Genomic DNA, 20,737 nt, shown 5'->3' on the forward strand with positions numbered 1-20,737 from the left:
GCCCGCGCTTCGCCATGTTTTGATTAGCCTCTTCATTGATTGCCATGCCAGCCTCTACGCCCGTTGCGTCTCCTCCCACAGCTCAGGTCGCAGGGACTGCTGCGTTCTCAAAGTTCATGCACATACTGCAGTTGGTGGCGGATACCTCGGATCCGATGACGATTGCCGAGCTCAGCAAGCTGAGCGGTTATCCGCGTCCTACGGTCTACCGCACGGTGGCCGCTTTGCTGGCCGAGCGCCTATTGGCTGAGCATCCCCATACGGGAAGGTTGACACTGGGGCCGCGTCTGATTCAGTTGGCCAGCCGCAGTTGGGGGCGTTCCGAGTTGCGATTGGCGGCTGTCGAGGCACTCAAGCAGCTGCGCGATGTGACGGGCGAGACCGTGCATCTGGCGGTGCCCAATGGCCAGCACATGGTCTACATTGAAAAGCTCGAAAGCCCGAGCGCCGTGCAGATGAACTCGCGCATCGGGACCAACGTTTCCCTGCATTCGACGGCCGTGGGCAAGGCTTATCTGGCGATGCTGGACAGAGCGTCGCAGCAAGCGGTGCTGGAAACATTGCCGCAGCCGTTGCCGCACTATATGCCGAATACGGTGAAAGACCTCAAGGGCTTGCGTGTGTTGCTTGAGCAAGCCCGCCAGCGTGGCTGGGCGGTGGACGATGAGGAAAACGAGGCAGGTATTTATTGTTTTGGCGCGCCGATTGTTGGCCGTGATGGTATGCCGGTGGCGGCCATCAGCGTCAGTACGCTGCGCTTTCGCCAAAAACCCGATCCAGAGACGGCTTATGTCGCGCCCTTGCTGCAGGCTTGCCGGGTGATCAGCCAGCGTCTGGCCGAGACGCCGGCGTTGTCCTCTGCGGATATGCTGTAGAGCCCGTCTGGCAGGCCCAGCAATTACGCCGGTGTTTTCACTTGGCTTTCCAGGTGCGCCTTCAAATCAGGCGCCAGCTTGAGTTGGCGTGCCAGTTCGTCCAGATAGGCGCGTTCCATGTAGCTTTCCTCGTCGACCATGATGAGGCTGGCCAGGTACATTTCCGCGCCCATTTCGGGACTTTGCGCTGCAGCGGCGATGGCGCTGGGGTCGAGCGGGCGGGCCAGTTCGGCCTCTAGCCAGCGGCGATCGGCTGCGTCTGTGGACAGTTTGCCGAGCTCCGTCTCCAGTAGTTGGCGTTCTTCGGGGCCGATGTGGCCGTCGGCCTTGGCTGCGCCGATCATGGCGGTCAGCACGGCTGAACTGTGCTGCTCGAGCTGGCTCGCGGGCAGGCTCTGGAAGGCCTCTGCCGTCAGCGCGGGCGTCGGTGCCGCAGCCGGCGCGGACGCGGGTTGCTGGGTCTGTTTTTTCTGCCAGTCGCCGTATGCGCGATAAGCCAGCGCGCCCAGAGCAGCCATGCCGCCGTACATGGCGACTTTGCCGCCTACCTTGCGGGCCTTTTTGCTGCCCAGCAGCAGGCCCAACGCGCCAGCGCCCAAGGCGCCGCCGCCCAGGCCGGTCAAAAAGGACGACGTGTTGCCGCCAGCGGTGGCGGATTGCACACGCGTACTGGCGTCACGGGCCAGGCCTTGGCCGGATTGCAGAAGTTGTTCTAGTAGCTGGCGGGCGCTCATGAAAGAGGGGCTCCTGTCGAGAATGCGGAACGATATCTGACTGCCTGGGGGACAGGAAGTTCAGTTTTCTGTCAGGAAGCAAGGTTACGCGGTATCGCTGGGGGAACGCCGTCGGAAAATGCTACAAATAGCAAGAAGGCCCGTCGCGTGACGTCCGTCAGTGCACGAATTCAACGCAACCTATCCGCGCAGCGTGCAGCTGCATCCCTTTTCTGCCCGGTATGAATACCGAGGCTTTTCGGAGCAAACAATGACTATCCGCGTCCGCCAGAATGCCCCTCGTACGATGGAATTTACCGCGACGGCCGAAGGCCACTCACTGCCCTTGGCGATGCCTCAGCCGCAAGGCGACGGGCCTGATCCGCATGATTATTTCGATACGGCTCTGGGGGGATGCAAGGCGCTGACGGTGCTGTGGTATGCCCAGCGCAAGGAAATGCCGCTGGAGTCTATCGATGTCGACGTCGTGCGCGATGCGTCGGAGGAGCGCAAAGGGGTGTATCGCCTGACAGCCAAGCTCACGCTGCACGGCGAACTCAGCGACGCCCAGATCGACGAGCTGCATTCCGTGGCGGAGAAATGTCCGGTGCACAAGTTGATGACGGCGGTGGATGTACAGGTGTCTACGTTGGTGGTGCGGCCGCAATAACAGGCGTAGCAGGCCGCAGCGGTTCTGTCCGGCCGGCAGCACGGGTGCGCAGTATTTCCAGCAAACGTGCTGTCGCGGGTGATAGCAGGCGGTCGTTACGGGTGATGAGACCGTAGTCGTCCATCTGGCAGGGCATCGGCAGCGGCAAGGTTGCGACCAGGCCGCATGCCGAGTAGTACCTGGCCACGTCGATAGGCAGGACAGCCAGCATGTCGCTGCGTTCAAGCAGGCTGGTGATGAACAGCAGCGCAGGGCTCTCCACGACGCTCGTAGGAGGCCTCAGGCTGGCGTGCTGGAACATCAATTCAAAACGGTGGCGCAGCACCGAGCCCATGGGCGGCACGATCCAGCTGGCGTCAGCGACCTGTTCCAGAGAGAGCTCAGGTTGTTGCAACAGGGGATGACCGGGGCGCGCGACCGCATTGACGGGCTCGAAATCCAAGGGTTCGAAATTCAGGGCCAGCTTGTCGTGTTCGGGCGATAGGCGGCCGATAACCAGATCCAGCCGTTCCTGGGCCAGGCGCTCCAGCAGCAGATTGCTGCTTTCGACTTCGACAGTGATGGTCAGCCGTGGCCATTGTTGTTTGATCTCGGCAACCGCCGCGGGCAGCAGACTCACCGCGGGTGAGGTGATGGCCCCGATGCGTACGTGGCCCGCTTGTCCGTCCTTGAGATTGGAGATTTCGTCGCGGGCCTGATCGAGGCTTTCAACCAATAGCCGCGCATGGCGGATCAGGGCCTGGCCATATTCTGTGGGCCGCACGCCGCGTGGCAGACGCTCGAACAAGGGGACATCCAGCATGTGTTCCATCTCGCGCAGCATCTTGGAGGCGGCGGGCTGGGTCATGGACAGTACCGCGGCCGCGCGATGAACGTTGCCTGTTTCCGCCAGTGCGACGAGCAGCAGCAGATGGCGCGTCTTCAGGCGCGAACGGATATACCACGGCCGGGTGTTGAGCATAGGGTTTTCGAGAATATGTAAATTGATATCGAAAGCGGCTGGATTTTCATTAGAACGATAACAAAAAAGTATCTACATTAGCGCTTTCTGCCGCAACGACGGCATCGCAATTCCCGGAAGAGACACAATATGACCGACAAATCCAAGCCCAAGCTGCGTTCTGCTGAATGGTTCGGAACCAACGATAAAAACGGCTTTATGTACCGAAGCTGGATGAAGAACCAAGGGCTGCCGGATCATGCGTTTGACGGACGTCCGGTCATCGGCATCTGTAATACCTGGTCCGAGCTGACTCCCTGTAATGCGCATTTCCGCAAGATCGCCGAGCACGTCAAGCGTGGCGTGTACGAGGCCGGTGGGTTCCCGGTCGAGTTTCCGGTGTTCTCTAACGGGGAATCCAATTTGCGCCCCACTGCGATGCTGACGCGCAATCTGGCGGCGATGGATGTGGAGGAAGCGATACGCGGCAACCCTATCGATGCGGTGGTGCTGCTGTGCGGCTGTGACAAGACGACGCCCGCGCTGCTGATGGGCGCAGCGAGCTGCGACGTGCCGGCCATGGTGGTGACGGGCGGTCCGATGCTCAACGGTAAGCTGGATGGCAAGAATATCGGCTCGGGCACGGCGGTGTGGCAACTGCACGAGTCGCTCAAGGCCGGCGAGATTGATCTGCATAAATTCCTGTCGGCCGAGGCAGGGATGTCGCGTTCCGCGGGCACCTGCAACACCATGGGCACGGCATCGACGATGGCGTGTATGGCGGAATCGCTGGGTGTGAGTTTGCCGCACAATGCAGCGATTCCTGCGGTGGATTCGCGTCGCTATGTGCTGGCGCATATGTCGGGCCGGCGCATTGTCGAGATGGCACTGGAAGGCCTGACGCTGTCGAAAATCCTCACGCGCGAAGCGTTTGAAAACGCGATTCGCACGAACGCGGCAATCGGCGGTTCGACCAATGCGGTCATCCATCTGAAGGCCATCGCGGGCCGTATGGGCGTGCCGTTGGAGCTGGAAGACTGGACGCACGTCGGGCAGGGCATGCCGACGATTGTCGACCTGATGCCCTCGGGACGTTTCCTGATGGAAGAGTTCTACTATGCCGGGGGCCTGCCTGCTGTGCTGCGCCGCATGGGTGAGGCCGGACTGTTGCCGCATCCGCAGGCGCTCACTGTCAATGGCCATACGATCTGGGACAACGTCAAAGAGGCGCCTATCTATGATGACGAGGTGATTCGTCCGCTGGATAACCCGCTGATCGGCGATGGCAGCATTCGTATTCTGCGCGGCAATCTATCGCCTCGTGGCGCGGTGCTCAAGCCCTCGGCGGCGACGCCCGAGTTGCTCAAGCATCGCGGCCGCGCCGTGGTGTTCGAAAATCTGGAGCACTACAAAGAGCGCATCGTCGACGAGGATCTGGACGTCGATGCCGACTCGGTGCTGGTCATGAAAAACTGCGGCCCGCGCGGTTATCCGGGCATGGCCGAGGTGGGCAATATGGGGCTGCCACCCAAGCTGCTGCGCCAGGGCATCAAGGACATGGTGCGTATTTCCGATGCACGTATGAGCGGCACGGCATATGGCACGGTCGTGCTGCACGTGGCACCCGAGGCAGCCGCGGGCGGGCCGCTCGCCATCGTGCAAGACGGCGACTGGATCGAGCTCGATAGCGACGCTGGCCGCTTGCATCTCGATATTCCCGAAGACGAGTACCAGCGCCGCATGGCGGCAGTGCAGAAGAATGCTGCACCCGCCGACGGTGGCTATCGACGCCTCTACGTCGATCACGTGCTGCAGGCCGACGAAGGTTGCGATCTGGACTTTCTCGTCGGTTGCCGAGGATCGGCGGTGCCACGCCATTCGCATTGATCACAAGACCAGGATGACGATGCGTGCCGAGCCCTTTGTTGCAGGGCTCGCGCAGCGCTGAGTCGTCATGCTGCACAGAAATTAAAACGGAGACTATTAATGACGACTGTCGCATCCAGCGGCCAGGTGGCCGCGCCCGCAACCGCCGAGCAAGGAGAAGAGTCACGCATCGTCGGCATGCTCGTGCGCAAACTGCTGCCTTTTTTGGCGTTGATCTATATCGTGGCGTATATCGATCGCGCTGTGGTGGGTTTTGCCAAGCTGCATATGAATGCCGACATCGGCATTAGCGAAACCGCCTATGGCATTGGCGCGGGATTGTTTTTCATCGGTTATTTCTTGTTTGAAGTGCCCAGCAATCTGGCGCTGGAGCGTTTTGGCGCGCGCCGGTGGTTTGCCCGCATTTTGTTTACGTGGGGCGTGATTACGATGGCCATGGCGTTGATCCACAACGCCACGACGTTTTATATCGCGCGATTTTTATTGGGTGCGGCTGAAGCGGGGTTGTACCCCGGCATTCTGTATTTCCTGACCAAATGGTTTCCGCTGCGCCATCGGGCGCGCATCATTGGACTGCTGGTGCTGGCTCAGCCGATTGCCTTGATCGTGACCGGGCCGATGGCGGGCTTGTTGTTGGACGGCAGTGGGTGGTTTGGGCTTTCGCCTTGGCAGACGCTGTTTGTGGTGAGCGGCCTGCCGGCAGTATTGCTGTGTTTGCCGACCTTGCGCATTTTGCCGGAGTCGCCTGCGACGGCGAAGTGGTTGAACGCGGATGACCGCGCATGGATCGAACGCGAGCTGGCAGCCGATGCCTCTACGCATGCGTTGAAATCGCATGGCAATCCGCTCAAGGCGTTGGCTGACAGACGCGTGCTGATGCTGGCATTGTTGTTCCTGCCGTTTCCGCTGGCGATTTACGGTCTGTCGATGTGGTTGCCGACCATCATTAAACAGTTCGGTGTGACCGACTCGATGACGGGGTTCCTGTCGGCGGTGCCTTATTTGTTCGCTGTGGTGGGCCTGCTCATTGTGCCTCGGCATTCGGACAAGCACGGCGAGCGCTATTGGCATATCGCTATCGTGTCGGGGGCTGCGGCGATTACCCTGGCCGCCAGCGCCTGGTTTACGTCGCCGGCGCTGCAATTTTTCTTTATTTGCCTGACCGCATTTTCCATTTACTCTATCCAGGCCGTGGTCTGGGCGCTGCCGGGGCAGTTTCTCACCGGAGGCAGTGCCGCGGTGGGTATTGCAATGATCAATTCGCTGGCGAACCTGGGCGGATATATTGGGCCGTTCGGTGTCGGCTACATCAAGGACGCCACCGGCAGTACCTCGGGCGGTCTGTATTTTCTGGCCATCATGCTGGTGTTTGCAGTGGTGATGACCTTTGTCGTGCGTGCTGCGCTGGACGGCAAGCGCTGATTTGATTGATTTGATACGGAACACATAACATGCCTCATCCCTCGACGCCTTATCGTGGCATTTTCCCGGTCGTGCCGACCACGTTTCATGAGGACGGTACACTGGATCTGGCCAGCCAGAAGCGCGCCATCGACTTTATGATCGATGCCGGCGTGGACGGCCTGGCGATTCTGGCCAATTTTTCCGAACAGTTTTCGCTGGCAGATGATGAGCGCGAGCTACTGACGCGTACAGCGTTGGAGCACGTGGCGGGGCGTGTCCCCGTGATCGTGACGACCTCGCACTATGCCAGCCAAGTCTGCGCCGAACGCAGCCGCCGTGCGCAGGATATGGGGGCGGCGATGGTCATGGTAATGCCGCCGTACCACGGTGCAACCTTTCGGGTGCCCGAGGCCGGGATAGCGGAGTTTTATGCCCGGGTGTCAGATGCCATCGACATTCCCATCATGGTGCAGGACGCGCCTGCCAGCGGTACGGTGCTGTCCGCCGCGTTCTTGGCGAAATTGGCGCGTGAAGTCGAACACGTTTCGTATTTCAAGATCGAAACCGCGGGTGCGGCTGCCAAGCTGCGCGAGTTGATCCGCTTGGGCGGCGATGCGATCGAAGGTCCCTGGGATGGCGAAGAGGCCATTACGTTGCTGGCCGACTTGCACGCTGGCGCGACCGGCTCGATGACGGGTGGCGGCTTTCCCGATGGAATTCGTCCCATTATCGAGGCGTTTCGCACTGGGGACGCCGATGCGGCCTTTACGCTGTATCAGCGTTGGCTGCCGCTGATCAATCACGAAAACCGGCAGGCCGGCATGCTGGCAGCCAAGGCATTGATGAAGGAGGGCGGTGTGATCGCCTGCGACGCACCCCGTCATCCCCTGCCGCCGATGCACCCGGAAACACGCCGCGAACTGCTCGATATCGCACGCCGGCTTGACCCGCTGGTTTTGCGTTGGGGGCATTGAGGCTTACTGTTGCCGACTGCTCGCAAAAATGCCCCGCAAAACCGGGGCATTTTTTAGGCCATTGTTGCAGAGAGCGGCAGTGGATCCTGGTGGGTGTTAATCCGCCGGCTTATTCCATGCCCGGTGTGACCGTCGAGAAACCGGCATCGACATGGGTGATTTCGCCCGTCACGCCTGCGGCCAGGTCCGACAGCAGGAAGGCGGCGACGTTGCCGACCTCTTCGATGGTGACGTTGCGGCGCAGGGGAGCATGCGCCTCGACGAATTTCAGGATCGAGGAGAAGTCCTTGATCCCGCTGGCGGCGAGGGTCTTGATGGGGCCGGCCGAGATGCCGTTGGAACGGATGCCGCGCGGGCCGAGCGCCGTCGCCAGGTAGCGGACGCTGGCTTCGAGCGAGGCCTTGGCCAGGCCCATCGTGTTGTAGTTGGGAACAACACGTTCGGCGCCGAGATAGGTCAAGGTCAATACAGATGCCTTGCGGCCCTCCATGAGGGGCAGGGCGGCCTTGGCCAGGGCGGGGAAACTGTAGGCCGAGATATCGTGGGCGATGCGAAAGCCCTCACGTGAGAGGCCATCCAGAAAATCGCCTGCGATGGCTTCGCGCGGCGCAAAGCCGATCGAATGCACCAGGCCGTCCAGGCCATCCCAGCGTTTGCCTAATTCAGTGAACGTCTCCTCGATCTGGCTGTCTTCGGCCACATCGCAGGGCAGCACGATATCGCTGCCGAATTGGGCGGCGAATTCGCTGACGCGGTCTTTGAAACGGTCGCCCACATAGGTGAAAGCCAGTTCAGCGCCTTGTTGGTGGCAGGCTTGTGCAATGCCGTAGGCGATGGAACGGTTGGAAAGCACCCCGGTGACCAGAATGCGTTTGCCGGCGAGAAAGCCCATGTGTCGTGTCCTATGAATTCCGTGCGGAAAGGCAGCTATTTTAAAGCGTAACGATCAGCCTCGCGTGCCGGTGCCCGGTACGCGCAGTTGTGCGCCGACTTTCAGGTTGCTGCCCTTCATGTTGTTGAGCGCGCGCAGGGCGTCGACCGAGGTGCCATAGCGCCGGGCGACGCTGCTCAGGGTGTCGCCCGAGCGTACCTTGTGCGTGCGGACATTGGGGCGAATTGCCGTAGTGCGCCGTGCCGAACGTGAGGCCGGCGGGACAGCTACGCCGGCCGGGGTTTCGAGAGAGGCCAGTTGGACGCCGCCGGGCTCGCTGGCTGGGATCAACAGGCTGGCGCCGCTGGCAGATTTGGTGCGGCGGGATACGCCGTTGGNGNNGCGCNGCNCCACTTCGGTGACGCCAAAACGCTTGGCGATCGAGGCATAGGATTCGCCGCGGCGGGGTTGGTAGACCTTCCAGGAGGTCAGGTCGCCCTTATAAGCCTGTAAATTGGCATTGAACGTTTCCACTCGATCTGTCGGCAACAGCAGCGTGGGCTGGTGTTCGCCGCGGATAACCGGACGGTTGAACGAGGGATTCAGGGCTTTGAATTCCTCGAGTGGCATTTCTGCGAGCCGGGCCGCGACTTCGAGGTCGATGTCGCGGTTTTTGCGCACCATGGCGAAATAGGGCGTATTGTCGACGGGCGGCAGAACGACGGCGTATTTACGCGGGTTGGCGATAATGTTCTTGATGGCCTGCAGCTTGGGCACGTAGTTGCGCGTTTCCTCGGGCATGTTCAGCGACAAATAGTCCGAGGGCTGGTTGGCGGCTTCGTTTCTGGCCATTGCGCGCTGTACCGAGCCTTCGCCCCAGTTGTATGACGCCAGGGCCAGATACCAGTCACCCTGCATTTCGAACAGCTTTTCCAGATAGTCCAGTGCGGCGTAGGTCGAGGCGATGGGGTCACGCCGTTCGTCGCGCCACCAGTCTTGCTTCAGATTGAAATACTGGCCCGTCGCCGGAACAAATTGCCAGAGGCCGGAAGCCTGCGAGCGCGATAGCGCAGTCGGGTTGTAGGCGCTTTCGACAAAAGGCAGCAAGGCAAGCTCGGTGGGCAAGCCGCGGCGGTTGACTTCTTCAACGATGAAGTACAGATATTTGCCGGCCCGCTCGGCCATGCGCTGAACCGATTCGGGGTGGGCCGCATAGTAGTCGGTCCATTCCTGCGCCAGCTCGGTGTTCAGATTGGGGATGGCGAAACCGCGGCGGATGCGGTCCCAGGCATCAACGGGGGGATTGGTCAGATCGACAGTACGCGAAGTGTCTGCTGCGACATACTGCTGCTTGTTGTTGTTGGTGGTGGGTGCCGCAGTGGCCGAATGGCGCGGCGTTCCGGCACAACCGGCAAGGATGGCGAGAACAACAGGTAGCAGAAGTCTAAACAGGGTCATCGGGTCATTGTCACTTGAAATCGTTTTTCCATTCACGCAAAGCCGCAAACGTGGCCACAGGTGTGTCCAGCGCTTGTCCGGATTGCTGGCGGGCAGCCTGAATGATAGCGGCTTGGCTGGTGCGCAAGAACGGATTTGTGTCCAATTCTAGTGCCATGGTGGTCGGCACGGTGGGACAGTCGTGTTCGCGTAATTGCTGGGCCCGCTGATACCACTGTTGCAGGGTATGGTTGGCAGGTTCAACTGCCATGGCCCAGCGCAAGTTGGATAGAGTGTACTCGTGCGCACAGCAAACCTGTGTATCGGCGGGTAAGGATATGAATTTTGCCAGAGAGGCGTGCATTTGTGCGGGCGAACCCTCAAATAACCGGCCACAGCCACCCGCAAACAGGGTATCGCCGCAAAATAATACGGGTTTTTCCTGGTCTTGTACCCTGCCAAAGTAAGCAATGTGTCCAGCTGTATGCCCGGGAACGTCCAGGACCGATAGCGTCAGGCCCACCTCGGGCAGGGTGACTTGGTCGCCTTCAACGAGCCGGACATCGCAGTGCGGCAGGCGCTCGTTTGCGGGGCCGTAGACGGTGGCCGGGGCATGGCGTAGCAATTCCAGCACTCCCCCCACATGGTCGCCGTGGTGATGGGTGAGTAGAATGGCGCGCAGTTGCAGCCCGCGCTGCGCGATCAGGTCCAGCACCGGTCCGGCCTCGCCTGGGTCCACCACGACGGCATTGTTGCCGCGCACGATGGCCCAGATATAGTTGTCGGAAAAGGCGGGCAGCGGCAGGATAGTGCCGTCGCCATTCGTGACAGGCAGGGTTTGCATCATTTTTCAGGGACGTCGACGTGACCGAGGAAACTCCGCCGATTGTAGAACTAGCTGAGTGGTTTCAGACACCGCCAGGACAGTATGTCCTGGCCTGGGAGCGCTCGCAGTTCGACGCCATCGTGGCGGATGTGTTCGGATATTACGCTTGGCAAGTCGGTTTTGCAGAGTTTAATTTGCTGCAGGCCAATCGGATGCCCTTCAAGGGCTGGGTCGGGGCGCAGATGCCCAGTCCCGAGCAGGCGGCCCTGTGGCAGGGATGTGTGGTGGCGCGGCCAGACGCGTTGCCGTTCGAATCGCAAAGCGTGGACTTGCTGGTATTGCCGCATGCATTCGAGTGCACAGACTCACCCCACGACGTGCTGCGCGAGGCCGAGCGTGTACTGGTGCCGGAAGGGCGCCTGGTCATCTCGGGTTTCAATCCCTGGAGCCTCTGGGGCGCACGCAATTGGACGCCTGGGATGGAGCCATGGCTGCCGCTGCCGCCTTCGGCTCAGGTATCCTTGCCGCGCTTGAAGGATTGGCTGAAGCTCTTGTCGTTCGATGTCGGGCCCGGCCGTTTCGGCTGCTATGCCCCGGCGTGCCGGACTGAAAAATGGCTGCAGCGATGGCAATTCATGGAAACCTATGGGCAGCGCTGGTGGGCGTTGGGCGGTGCAGTCTATGTTGTCTCCGCCGTCAAGCGGGTGGCAGGTATGCGATTGGTCGGTCCTGCCTGGAAATCCGCCAAGCGCCGCCGGCGCACCCGCGCCGCGCCGGTCGTCGTCAATCGCGAGGCGGGGCCGGGCAAAACGTGATGAGGCGTCAAGGGCGTCTCATCTGATTTAACAGTAGGAACAATGCAAACAAACAACGATAGTGGTCCGCAGGTTGAAATGTGGACGGATGGGGCATGCAAAGGCAATCCCGGGCCCGGCGGCTGGGGAGTGTTGATGCGTGCCGGCGACCACGAGAAAACGCTGTATGGTGGTCAGGCCGGCACGACCAACAACCGCATGGAGTTGCTGGCCGTGATCGAGGGTCTGCGAACGCTCAAGCGGCCGTGCAAGGTACGGATTCACACCGACTCGCAATATGTCATGAAGGGCATGACCGAGTGGCTGGTCAACTGGAAACGCCGCGGGTGGATGACTGCGGATAAAAAGCCCGTGAAAAACGTAGAACTCTGGCAGGCGCTGGATGAACAGGTCTCGCGCCATCAGGTGGACTGGCGCTGGGTGCGTGGTCATGCCGGGGATCCGGGCAATGAGCGTGCCGATGCCCTGGCAAACCAGGGCGTGGAGAGCGTGCGGAAGGGGTGACTTTTACGGCGGCTTTCATGCGGGAATACCCTGGAAATGGTCTGCAGATCGCTCTCGCCGGCCAACTTTGTGCCAGTATGTAAACCGCTGGTGCTACAGTGCCAGGTCCATAGCTTGTTTCCACCCCGTCGGGCCAGCAACGCGCGCGGCCCGGCATGTTTACGCACCGCGATCATTGCGCATGAAAAAAGCTGTACTGCTGACCGCCATCGCGGTCGGGCTCGCCGCGGGCGCGGCCTTGGGGTTTTGGGTCCCGCGCTGGTTGGCGACCCCTACGGGGCCTGTGGCAGACGCCTCTCCAACGGCGGCATCTGCCACACCGAAAACCAAGCCCATGGATACGGTGCGTATCGAGGTGGCTCACGTCCAGCAGCTGAAATTCACGCGCGGTATTTCCGCAGTCGGCAGTCTGCGCTCCGATGAGTCGGTCGTGTTGCGTCCCGAGGTTGCGGGCCGTATTAAGACTATCGATTTCAAAGAAGGCCAGCCGGTAGAGCGTGGACAGGTACTGATCCGGCTGGACGATTCGGTGTCCCGGGCCGAATTCGATCAGGCTCGCGCTAATTTGGCGTTGGCGCAAACGCATTATCGCCGTGCCGTCGAGTTGCAGGGGCGGGGCTTTGTCAGCCAGCAGGCACGGGACGAGGCCGGCAGCAACCTGAAAGTGCAACAGGCGGCCACGGCATTGGCACAGGCGCGGCTCGACAAGATGACCATACGAGCGCCTTTTGCCGGCATGGTGGGCTTGCGCAGTGTGTCGGTTGGGGATTATGTCGATCAGGGGCAGGATCTCGCTCCGTTGGAGGCGATTGATCCTCTGAAGGTCGATTTCCGTGTGCCCGAGATGTATTTCAACAAAATCCAGGTGGGTCAGTCGCTGACCATCCGCCTCGATGCGCTGCCTGGCTCAGAGCGCCAGGGGCAGGTATATGCGGTGAGTCCGCTGGTGGATGCGGGCGGCCGTTCTATCCTGTTACGTGCCACGATCCCCAACCCGGATTCGCGGTTGCGGCCGGGTATGTTTGCCCGCGTGCAACTGCTGTTTGGGGCCGACGATGTGCTGGCGGTGCCGGAAGCGGCGCTCGCGCCCTCGGGCCAGGCACAGTATGTTTTCACGGTGCGAGAGGGGCACGCCCGCCGCACCGAGGTCACTCTGGGCGAGCGCCGGGATGGTCAGGTCGAGATCCTGACGGGCGTTGCGGCGGGGGATCAGGTCGTGGTCGCCGGCTTTCAGCGGCTGACTGATGGGGCGCCGGTCGAGGTGGCCCCGGTGGCCGCCACGAGGCCGGCGCAGAGCAAGGCGCAGGGACAACAGGCGAGTCGATCATGATTCTGTCCGAGGTCTGCATCAAGCGGCCGGTATTTGCATCGGTCTTGTCGTTGATCATTGTCTTGATCGGACTGATCTCGTATTCGCGCTTGACGGTCCGCGAATATCCCAACATCGACGAGCCCATTGTCTCGGTCAGCACGACCTACAAAGGCGCCTCGCCTGAGGTGATTGAATCGCAGGTCACCAAACCCCTCGAAGACCAGTTGGCCGGTATCGAAGGGGTGAACGTGATGACCTCACGCAGCCGGTCCGAACGCAGCTATATCAACATCAAATTCAATCTGTCACGGGATCCCGATGCCGCCGCCGCCGAGGTGCGCGACAAAGTATCCCGCGCGCGCCGTTACCTGCCGGACGAGATCGACGAGCCCATCATCGGCAAGGTCGAGGCCGATGCCACACCGGTCATCTATATCGCGGTGGAGTCCGGCTCGCTATCCGTGATCCAGACATCGGACTACATCAACCGCTATATCAAGACACGCCTGTCCGTGCTGCCCGGGGCTGCGGAAGTGCGCGTGTACGGCGAACGCCTGCCGTCGATGCGGATATACGTCGATCGGGCGAAGCTGGCGGCCTATCAATTAACGGTTCAGGATGTCGAGAACGCACTGTCCAGCCAGAATGTGGAGATTCCCGCCGGCCGCATCGAGTCGCGTGATCGCGAGTTCACGGTCGTGTCGTCAACGGATCTGCAGACGCCTGCACAGTTCGCGGATATTGTGGTCGCCAACGTCAAAGGCTATCCCGTACGGATGCGCGATGTGGCCAGGGTCGAGGTCGGCGCCGCAGATGATCGCGTGTTGTCACGCTTTAACGGCAAGAACGCAATCAACATCGGCCTGACCAAGCAGTCCACGGCGAATCCCCTGGATCTGTCCAAGGCGGTGCGTGATGAGGTGGCGCTATTGAATGAGACCTTGCCCGATGGGATGAGGTTGAATATCGCCTACGATACGTCCACGTTCATCGAGCGTTCCATCGGCTCGGTGTACCACACCATCCTCGAAGCCATTGTGCTGGTGGTGCTGGTCATTTTCTTTTTCCTGCGGAATTTGCGGGCCAGCATCATCCCGATCGTGACGATTCCGGTGTCGTTGATTGGTGCTTGCGGCCTGATGTACATGTTTGGCTTTTCGATCAACACCCTGACGTTGTTGGCCATGGTGCTGGCAATCGGTCTGGTGGTCGATGACGCCATCGTGGTGCTCGAAAATATTTTCCGCCATATCGAAAACGGCATGCCACGCCGCGAGGCGGCATTGCAGGGATCGAAAGAAATCGGTTTTGCCGTGGTGGCGATGACGCTGACCTTGGTCACGGTGTACGCACCGCTGGCATTCGCAACAGGGCGTACCGGCAAACTGTTCATCGAGTTCGCGTTGACGTTGGCCGGCGCGGTACTGGTGTCGGGTTTTGTCGCGCTGACGCTGACACCCATGATGTGCTCAGTCTTGTTGCGCCATCAATCCAGCCATAGCCGCTGGTACAACCTGATCGAGGGTTGGCTCAATGGTTTGGCGAACGGCTATCGCCGGGCTTTGCTGTGGGCCTTGCATCAACGGGCGCTCATTGTGATCATCGGCCTGCTCGTGGCGGCAGGCAGCGGCGTCTTGTTCTCAGTGGTTAAAAGCGAGTTGGCGCCCGTGGAAGACCGCGGCGCGATTTACGGCAGAGTGACCTCCCCCGAGGGCGCTACGCTGGGCTACATGCTCGAGAGCGTGCAGCAGATCGAACAGTTCTACGCCCAGATTCCGGAAACCGAGGCCTATCAGTCGTCGATCGGTTTCCCTACCGTCACTGACGGTACGGCGATTTTGCGCTTGGCGCCCTGGGAGCAGCGCGATCGCAAACAACAGGAGATCGCGCGCGAGTTGCAGTCCAAGTTCGCCTCGCTGCCCGGGGTCAAGGCCTTTCCGACGAATCCGCCCTCATTAGGGCAATCCTCGCGCTCCAAGCCGGTCGAGTTCATCATCATGAGCCAGTCCTCGTATGCCGAGCTGGACAAGCTGGTGGACGTGTATATGAACGCGCTGCGTGAGTATCCGGGCTTGATCAACCTGGATACGGATCTGCGTTTGAATACCCCCGAACTGCGTGTACAGGTGGATCGCGACAAAATGGCCGATGTGGGCGCGGGGGTTGACGTCGTGGGCCGTACGCTGGAGTCGATGCTGGGCGGGCGGCAAGTGACACGCTACAAAGACGACGGCGAACAGTACGATGTGATCGTGCAAGTCTTGCCGCAAGATCGCAGCAACACGACGGATATCTCGGGTATTTATGTCCGTACGCGCGACGGCAGCATGGTGCAACTGGACAATCTGCTGTCGGTGCATGAGAGCGTCTCGCCTCAATCGCTCAACCACTTCAATCGCCTGCGTGCAGTGAAGATCGAGGCCGAGGTGGCGCCTGGCTATGCGCTGGGCGAAGTCCTCTCCCACATGCAGGAGGTGGCGCGCCAAGTGCTGCCCCATACCTTGCAGACCGATCTGGACGGCCAGTCACGCGAGTTCCGCGATTCGTCGGGCAGTATCTATCTGGTGTTCGCCATGGCGCTGGCGTTCATCTATCTGGTGATGGCTGCGCAATTTGAGAGCTGGCGCAATCCGTTCATCATCATGTTGTCGGTGCCCTTGTCCATGACGGGGGCGTTGCTGGCGCTCTGGCTGAGCGGCGGCACCTTGTCCATCTATAGCCAGATTGGTTTGATCACACTGGTCGGTTTGATTACCAAACACGGCATCCTGATCGTCGAGTTCGCCAATCAATTGCGTGACGAGGGGCATGAGCTGTTCGAGGCTGTCATCGAGGCCAGTGTGCTGCGACTGCGTCCGATTTTGATGACCACGGGGGCGATGGTGTTGGGCACGTTGCCGCTGGCGGTGTCGACCGGGGCAGGCGCGGAGTCCCGGCAGCAGATTGGATGGGTGCTCGTCGGCGGACTGATGCTCGGGACATTTCTGACCTTGTTCGTGGTGCCTGTGGCGTATACCTTGATCGCAAAGGCCCGGCTGCGTCGCGACGCCGGCGGCGACGACAAGGCGCACGCCGCCGCCAGCACCAAGGCTGCGGCTTCGGGCGAGCATTAACGCTTCAGCGGTCCTGCCTATCCGATTGCGATGTATCCAGCACGTCGTCTTCGGGGGTGATCACGCCGGGTTCGCCGGGAGGCGTAATGACGCGTCCCTGGCGGGGGCGTCCCGCGACCTCGGGTGCATCGTCCGGCATAGGCATGATGCCGGTGCCATGGACGGGATCGGTGGGCGTTTTCGGTGACCGAACATCGGTATCACTGTGTTCTGAGGGAACATTCTCTCGGGCAGTTTTTTCCATGATGAGCTCCTGATGAGCAAGGAGTGCGGTGCAGGCCGCGACTCATTACCAGCTTAGGTGGGCGCCAGCTCGAAGGCCGTGACGACATGTGTCCCTCGCAAGTAGCATGCCGACGCGAGCATGGTCGACGGATTGAAATCTCCATCTGGCCTGCCGGGTGCCTGGATGCTAGGTACACTAATGGCTTCGTTTAGGGTGCCGTATCCGGCCGCTGAGGGCGGCTGCCATGCCGCAAATCCAGTGTGCTGGCCCGGATACCAGCCGTGCCGCGCCTCGCGGCATACCTCTTGTTACCAAATAGCCTGACATGCGCCAAATCATTTTCGATACTGAAACCACCGGCCTGGACCCTAATCAGGGGCACCGGATTGTTGAAATCGGCTGCGTCGAGATCGTCAACCGGACTGTCACCGGGAATAACCTGCACATTTATTTGAATCCGGACCGCGACAGCGACCCCGAGGCGTTGGCGGTACACGGTCTGACGACGGACTTTCTGTCGGACAAGCCGCGCTTTAGCGAAGTGGCCGATCAGTTTCTCGAATTCATCGCGGGTGCGGAACTCATCGCCCATAATGCCGCGTTTGACGTGAAGTTCTTCAATGCCGAGCTCAAACGCATCGGCCGCGGAGAACTAGCCGGGTTGTGCGACAAGATCACGGATTCGCTGTTGTTTGCGCGGACGTTGTATCCGGGTAAACGGAACTCGCTGGACGCCCTGTGTGATCGTCTAGGGGTGTCCAATGCGCACCGGACGCTGCACGGCGCTTTGCTTGACTCGCAACTGCTGGGCGAAGTCTGGCTGGCCATGACCCGTGGGCAGGATGCGCTGTTGATCGACATCGACGACAGCGGGCCGTCCAACGGCGCGGGCGTGACGCTGAAGGCGTTTGATGGCACTGGGCTGCCCGTGTTGGTGGCGTCTGCAGAGGAACTGGCTGAGCATGAGGAATATTTGGCCAGTCTGGATAAATCGGTAGGAGGGGACTGCGTGTGGCGTAGTCTGGACGTGTCGAAAGAGGTGGTCGCCGACGCGTGATATGGGGGGCTCCTCTTGGTGGCGTCGTTTTTACCGAGAGAAAACCGAGGGAGTCGTCGCGTTCAGTCGCATTTGCCGTGCGGGATTTTTCTATGCTAGAATTCCGCTTCTTTGGGTGGTTAGCTCAGTGGTAGAGCACTGCCTTCACACGGCAGGGGTCACAAGTTCGAACCTTGTACCACCCACCAGGATATCCAAAGAAAAATGCCGGCACATAGTCGGCATTTTTTGTTTTCGCGGTGCTCACACTAGCTCACAAAGCGCGGCAGGTACAGCGATATCGCCGGAAACAGGATCAGGATCGTCAGGCGCCCGATGTCGCTGATCACAAACGGCATCACTCCCCGGAAAATCGTCTGCGTGCTCACGCCTGGCAGCAGGCCACGCAGTACGAAGACGTTCATCCCGAACGGTGGGGTGATGAAGCTGAGCTCGGTGACGACCACCACGATGATGCCGAACCAGATCAGATCGAAGCCCAGACTCTGCACCAGCGGATAGAACACCGGTACGGTCAGCAGGATCATCGACATGCTCTCCAGTACGCAGCCCAGCACGATGTAGATGGCGCAGATCGCGAATATCACGGCCAGGGGGCTGAGCTGATAGTGTTCGACCAGCTCGAGCAGGTCGCCGGGCAGCGACGTGAAATTGATGAAGTTGGCCAGCATCAGCGCGCCAATCATGACCACGAAAATCATGCCTGTGGTCTTGGCCGACTCCACCACCACATTCACAAAGGTGCGCCAGCTCAATGTACGGCGGCAGCACGCGAACAGGAACCCCAGGAACGCGCCGATGCCGGCCGCTTCGGCCGGTGTGAACATGCCGATATAGATCCCGCCCATCAGCAACGCAATCAGGGTGAGCACCGCCCAGACTTGGCTCAACGCGTGGCGGATCTGCGGCCAAGTGTGGCGCTCGCCCTTGGGGCCCGCGGCGGGGTCGCGCCGTACCACCCATACGACCGCCAGCATGTAGCAGCCTATGGCCAGCAGGCCAGGCAGCACGCCAGCGGCGAACATCTTGCCGATGCTCTGTTCGGTCAGCAGGCAGTACACCACCATGATGATGGACGGGGGGATCAGGATGCCGAGCGTGCCGCCTGCCGCGATCGAGCCGGCGGCCAGCTTCTCGCTGTAGCCGATGCGGCGCATCTCGGGGTAGGCTACCTTCGCCATGGTGGCCGCCGTGGCCAGGCTGGACCCGCAGATTGCGCCGAAGCCGCCGCAGGCAGCGATGGTGGACATGGCCAGACCGCCACGTCGATGTCCCAGCACGGCATGGGCAGCCGCGTACAGCTCGCGCGACATGCGCGATTCGGTCACGAAATTGCCCATCAGAATGAACAGCGGCAGCACCGATAGCAGGTACTGAAAGCCGCTTTCGTAGATAACGGATCCGACCATGGCGTAGGCCGAGTTCCAATTGCGGACCAGCCCCAGGCCGATAAAGCCGACCAGCGCCATGGCAAAGGCAACGGGCACGCGCAGGAACACCAGCGCCAGCATGGCGCCCAGGGCAATCAGAGATTCGGTCATGGCGTTTCGCTCTGGGTGGAGGCAATGGGGCGCAGGGCATTGGCCGCGTGGTAGATGGCGTCCAGGGCCAGCAGCACCGCCATGAAATAGACGAACGGCGCCAGCGGGATACCGAGCATGGCGGTCATGTCGCCGTAGTCGGCCGTGCTGGTAGCCTTGCCCCACGTGACCCAGGCCAGGAAGCCGCTGACCACCGTGGCCAGCAGGGCGCCGAAGCGGTCTTGCAGGGCCACGGTGCGCGCCGAGAACAGATGACTGAAGCCGTCCACGGTGATGTGTCCGCGCGAGCGGGTCATCAGGGGGATGCTGGAGAAAATCACCGCGATCATCATCAGTTCGACCAGTTCGACCGAGCCGATGATGGGATAGTTGAGCAGGTAGCGGCCGGTCGCATCGACGACGGTCAGCAGGCTCATGCCGCACAGGCTGGCTACGGCAATGGCCTTGAGCAGGGCCACGATCGCGCAGTTCAGGGTTTTCATAGTGTTCTCGCTGTGGCGGGCGCGAGGCGTGGCGCCAGGCCTCGCCTTGCACCCGAGGTCGTTCATTGGCCGTCGAGCTGCTTGATCTCGGCGCGGAACGACGCCAGCGCGGCGGGGCCATCGACACCCGCGGCCGCGGCGGCATCCAGCCAGGTCTGCTCAAAGCCTTTAGTACGTTCTCGCACGGCTGCCACGAGGGCTTCGTCGGCCTGTACAACCTGGATATCGCCTTTTTTCATCACGTTGTTGGCAACTGCGTCGTGCTTGTCCCAGGCCTTGCCGGCCAGTTCGGCCAGGTGCCGGCCCGACAGCTTCAGCACCGTGTCCTGGTCCTGTTTGGACAGGCGAGCGAAGGCATCTTCGTTCATGATGACGGCGTGCGTATCGGAATACAGGCCGCCGGGGAACGTGGTTGCATGCTTGATGATGCTGTCCAGCTTGAACGACACCAACGATTCGGCAGGAAAGAACACGCCGTCGACGACGCCGGTGCTCAGCAGTTCGTATGATTCGGGGGCCGGCTTGGCGATTGGGCTGACGCCCAGCGCCTTGGCTACGTCGGTGGCCATGCCGCCGCCGACGCGGATCTTCAGCCTTTCGAAATCTTCGATGCGGGTGATCGGCTTGCTGGTGGTGAACGCGATGCCGGGGCCGTGTGTGTAAATGCCCAGCAGTCGCACACCCTTGTGCTCGTCGGCCTTGAGCAGGTATTTCTCGTAGGTGTCCCACGCCGCCACCGAGCGCGACAGCGCGGTGTTGCCGGAGAGCGGCATTACCGCGAACTTGGTCAGCTGAAAACGGCCCGGATAGTACGAGTGCGAGATAAACGTGATGTCGACCAGGCCGTCACGCACGGCGTCGAAATGGCCCGCCGGATTGGTGACCGCCTTGGGCAGCAGGCGCAGCGTGACGCGGCCGTCGGTGGCTTGCTCGATTTCTTTCGCCCAGGGCGTAATGAAGTCCGCTACCAAGGCATGCGTGGGTGGCAGCCAGCTGGATACGGTCAACTGCACTTTCTGGGCGTACGCGGGCACGGTGGCGGCGAGCGCCGCGCCAGCTATCGCGAGTGTGGCGAGGGCTTTGATCATGG

The 20,737-nt window shown here is 61.0% G+C and carries 20 protein-coding genes and 1 tRNA gene; 11 read left to right on the top strand and 10 right to left on the bottom strand.

Features of this window, described 5'->3' with window-relative positions; genetic code table 11:
* The first annotated feature begins 44 nt into the window (after positions 1–44).
* Entirely contained in the window at positions 45–875 is an 831-nt protein-coding gene (locus ACNA0J_RS12715; RefSeq protein WP_415819218.1) for an IclR family transcriptional regulator, read from the top strand.
* A 23-nt stretch (positions 876–898) separates the two neighbouring features.
* On the opposite strand, the gene ACNA0J_RS12720 is transcribed toward ACNA0J_RS12715, so the two are convergent.
* Positions 899–1,609 (bottom strand): tellurite resistance TerB family protein, encoded by a 711-nt coding sequence (locus tag ACNA0J_RS12720; protein ID WP_415819219.1) that lies wholly within the window; start codon positions 1,607–1,609, stop codon positions 899–901.
* 250 nt (positions 1,610–1,859) lie between these two features.
* Between ACNA0J_RS12720 and ACNA0J_RS12725 the strand changes: the two genes are divergently transcribed.
* Positions 1,860–2,258, top strand: a complete 399-nt coding sequence (locus tag ACNA0J_RS12725; protein WP_415819220.1) for an OsmC family protein — start codon at positions 1,860–1,862, stop codon at positions 2,256–2,258.
* Here ACNA0J_RS12725 and ACNA0J_RS12730 read toward each other — a convergent pair.
* Positions 2,233–3,219, bottom strand: coding sequence for a LysR substrate-binding domain-containing protein (locus tag ACNA0J_RS12730; RefSeq protein ID WP_415819221.1), 987 nt, complete (start codon positions 3,217–3,219; stop codon positions 2,233–2,235). The two genes, ACNA0J_RS12725 and ACNA0J_RS12730, sit on opposite strands and share 26 nt — an antisense overlap.
* Before the next feature lie 129 nt (positions 3,220–3,348).
* On the opposite strand from ACNA0J_RS12730, the gene ACNA0J_RS12735 reads away from it, so the two are divergent.
* From ACNA0J_RS12735 to ACNA0J_RS12745, 3 genes are all read left to right on the top strand, one after another.
* Positions 3,349–5,085, top strand: a complete 1,737-nt coding sequence (locus ACNA0J_RS12735; RefSeq protein WP_415819222.1) for an IlvD/Edd family dehydratase — start codon at positions 3,349–3,351, stop codon at positions 5,083–5,085.
* Between the two features lie 99 nt (positions 5,086–5,184).
* A complete protein-coding gene (locus tag ACNA0J_RS12740) occupies positions 5,185–6,507 on the top strand; it encodes an MFS transporter (protein ID WP_415819223.1) in 1,323 nt (440 codons plus the stop codon).
* Between the two features lie 29 nt (positions 6,508–6,536).
* On the top strand, positions 6,537–7,463 hold the full coding sequence (locus tag ACNA0J_RS12745) for a dihydrodipicolinate synthase family protein (RefSeq protein WP_415819224.1): 927 nt from the start codon (positions 6,537–6,539) through the stop codon (positions 7,461–7,463).
* A 109-nt stretch (positions 7,464–7,572) separates the two neighbouring features.
* Here the strand turns inward: ACNA0J_RS12745 and fabI are convergent, their stop codons facing one another.
* From fabI to gloB, 4 genes are all read right to left on the bottom strand, one after another.
* Entirely contained in the window at positions 7,573–8,355 is a 783-nt protein-coding gene (gene fabI, locus ACNA0J_RS12750) for an enoyl-ACP reductase FabI (protein WP_415819225.1), read from the bottom strand.
* Positions 8,356–8,409: 54 nt separating this feature from the next.
* A partial coding sequence (locus ACNA0J_RS12755; RefSeq protein WP_415819226.1) for a LysM peptidoglycan-binding domain-containing protein occupies positions 8,410–8,732 on the bottom strand: 323 nt, incomplete at its 5' end.
* Between the two features lie 12 nt (positions 8,733–8,744).
* The coding region (locus ACNA0J_RS12760) for a transglycosylase SLT domain-containing protein (protein WP_415819227.1) at positions 8,745–9,792 on the bottom strand (1,048 nt) is incomplete at its 3' end.
* Between the two features lie 10 nt (positions 9,793–9,802).
* A complete protein-coding gene (gene gloB, locus ACNA0J_RS12765) occupies positions 9,803–10,615 on the bottom strand; it encodes a hydroxyacylglutathione hydrolase (RefSeq protein ID WP_415819290.1) in 813 nt (270 codons plus the stop codon).
* 20 nt (positions 10,616–10,635) lie between these two features.
* On the opposite strand from gloB, the gene ACNA0J_RS12770 reads away from it, so the two are divergent.
* The 4 genes from ACNA0J_RS12770 to ACNA0J_RS12785 all read left to right on the top strand — a co-directional run bounded on the left by ACNA0J_RS12770 (position 10,636) and on the right by ACNA0J_RS12785 (position 16,341).
* Positions 10,636–11,412 carry a class I SAM-dependent methyltransferase gene (locus tag ACNA0J_RS12770; RefSeq protein ID WP_415819228.1) on the top strand — a complete coding sequence of 259 codons (777 nt, stop codon included), beginning with the start codon at positions 10,636–10,638 and terminating at the stop codon, positions 11,410–11,412.
* Between the two features lie 42 nt (positions 11,413–11,454).
* Positions 11,455–11,916, top strand: a complete 462-nt coding sequence (rnhA, locus tag ACNA0J_RS12775) for a ribonuclease HI (RefSeq protein ID WP_415819229.1) — start codon at positions 11,455–11,457, stop codon at positions 11,914–11,916.
* A gap of 181 nt (positions 11,917–12,097) precedes the next feature.
* The gene (locus ACNA0J_RS12780) at positions 12,098–13,246 is read left to right on the top strand and encodes an efflux RND transporter periplasmic adaptor subunit (protein ID WP_415819230.1); all 1,149 of its coding nucleotides are present in this window, start codon (positions 12,098–12,100) and stop codon (positions 13,244–13,246) included.
* On the top strand, positions 13,243–16,341 hold the full coding sequence (locus ACNA0J_RS12785; protein WP_415819231.1) for an efflux RND transporter permease subunit: 3,099 nt from the start codon (positions 13,243–13,245) through the stop codon (positions 16,339–16,341). The genes ACNA0J_RS12780 and ACNA0J_RS12785 overlap by 4 nt, the downstream gene beginning before the upstream one ends.
* A 4-nt stretch (positions 16,342–16,345) precedes the next feature.
* Here the strand turns inward: ACNA0J_RS12785 and ACNA0J_RS12790 are convergent, their stop codons facing one another.
* The gene (locus tag ACNA0J_RS12790) at positions 16,346–16,585 is read right to left on the bottom strand and encodes a hypothetical protein (protein ID WP_415819232.1); all 240 of its coding nucleotides are present in this window, start codon (positions 16,583–16,585) and stop codon (positions 16,346–16,348) included.
* Between the two features lie 307 nt (positions 16,586–16,892).
* Between ACNA0J_RS12790 and dnaQ the strand changes: the two genes are divergently transcribed.
* A complete protein-coding gene (gene dnaQ / locus ACNA0J_RS12795) occupies positions 16,893–17,624 on the top strand; it encodes a DNA polymerase III subunit epsilon (protein ID WP_415819233.1) in 732 nt (243 codons plus the stop codon).
* 113 nt (positions 17,625–17,737) lie between these two features.
* Positions 17,738–17,812: transfer RNA gene (locus ACNA0J_RS12800), tRNA-Val, on the top strand.
* Between the two features lie 60 nt (positions 17,813–17,872).
* Here the strand turns inward: ACNA0J_RS12800 and ACNA0J_RS12805 are convergent.
* The 3 genes from ACNA0J_RS12805 to ACNA0J_RS12815 form a co-directional block, all read right to left on the bottom strand.
* Positions 17,873–19,165: a TRAP transporter large permease gene (locus tag ACNA0J_RS12805; RefSeq protein WP_415819234.1), complete on the bottom strand. Its 1,293-nt coding sequence runs from the start codon at positions 19,163–19,165 to the stop codon at positions 17,873–17,875.
* Positions 19,162–19,647 carry a TRAP transporter small permease gene (locus tag ACNA0J_RS12810; protein ID WP_415819235.1) on the bottom strand — a complete coding sequence of 162 codons (486 nt, stop codon included), beginning with the start codon at positions 19,645–19,647 and terminating at the stop codon, positions 19,162–19,164. The genes ACNA0J_RS12805 and ACNA0J_RS12810 overlap by 4 nt, the downstream gene beginning before the upstream one ends.
* Before the next feature lie 62 nt (positions 19,648–19,709).
* Entirely contained in the window at positions 19,710–20,735 is a 1,026-nt protein-coding gene (locus tag ACNA0J_RS12815; protein WP_415819236.1) for a TRAP transporter substrate-binding protein, read from the bottom strand.
* Positions 20,736–20,737: the final 2 nt, after the last annotated feature.

Source organism: Bordetella tumbae, from assembly GCF_965139195.1.
GTDB lineage: Bacteria > Pseudomonadota > Gammaproteobacteria > Burkholderiales > Burkholderiaceae_B > Bordetella_A > Bordetella_A tumbae.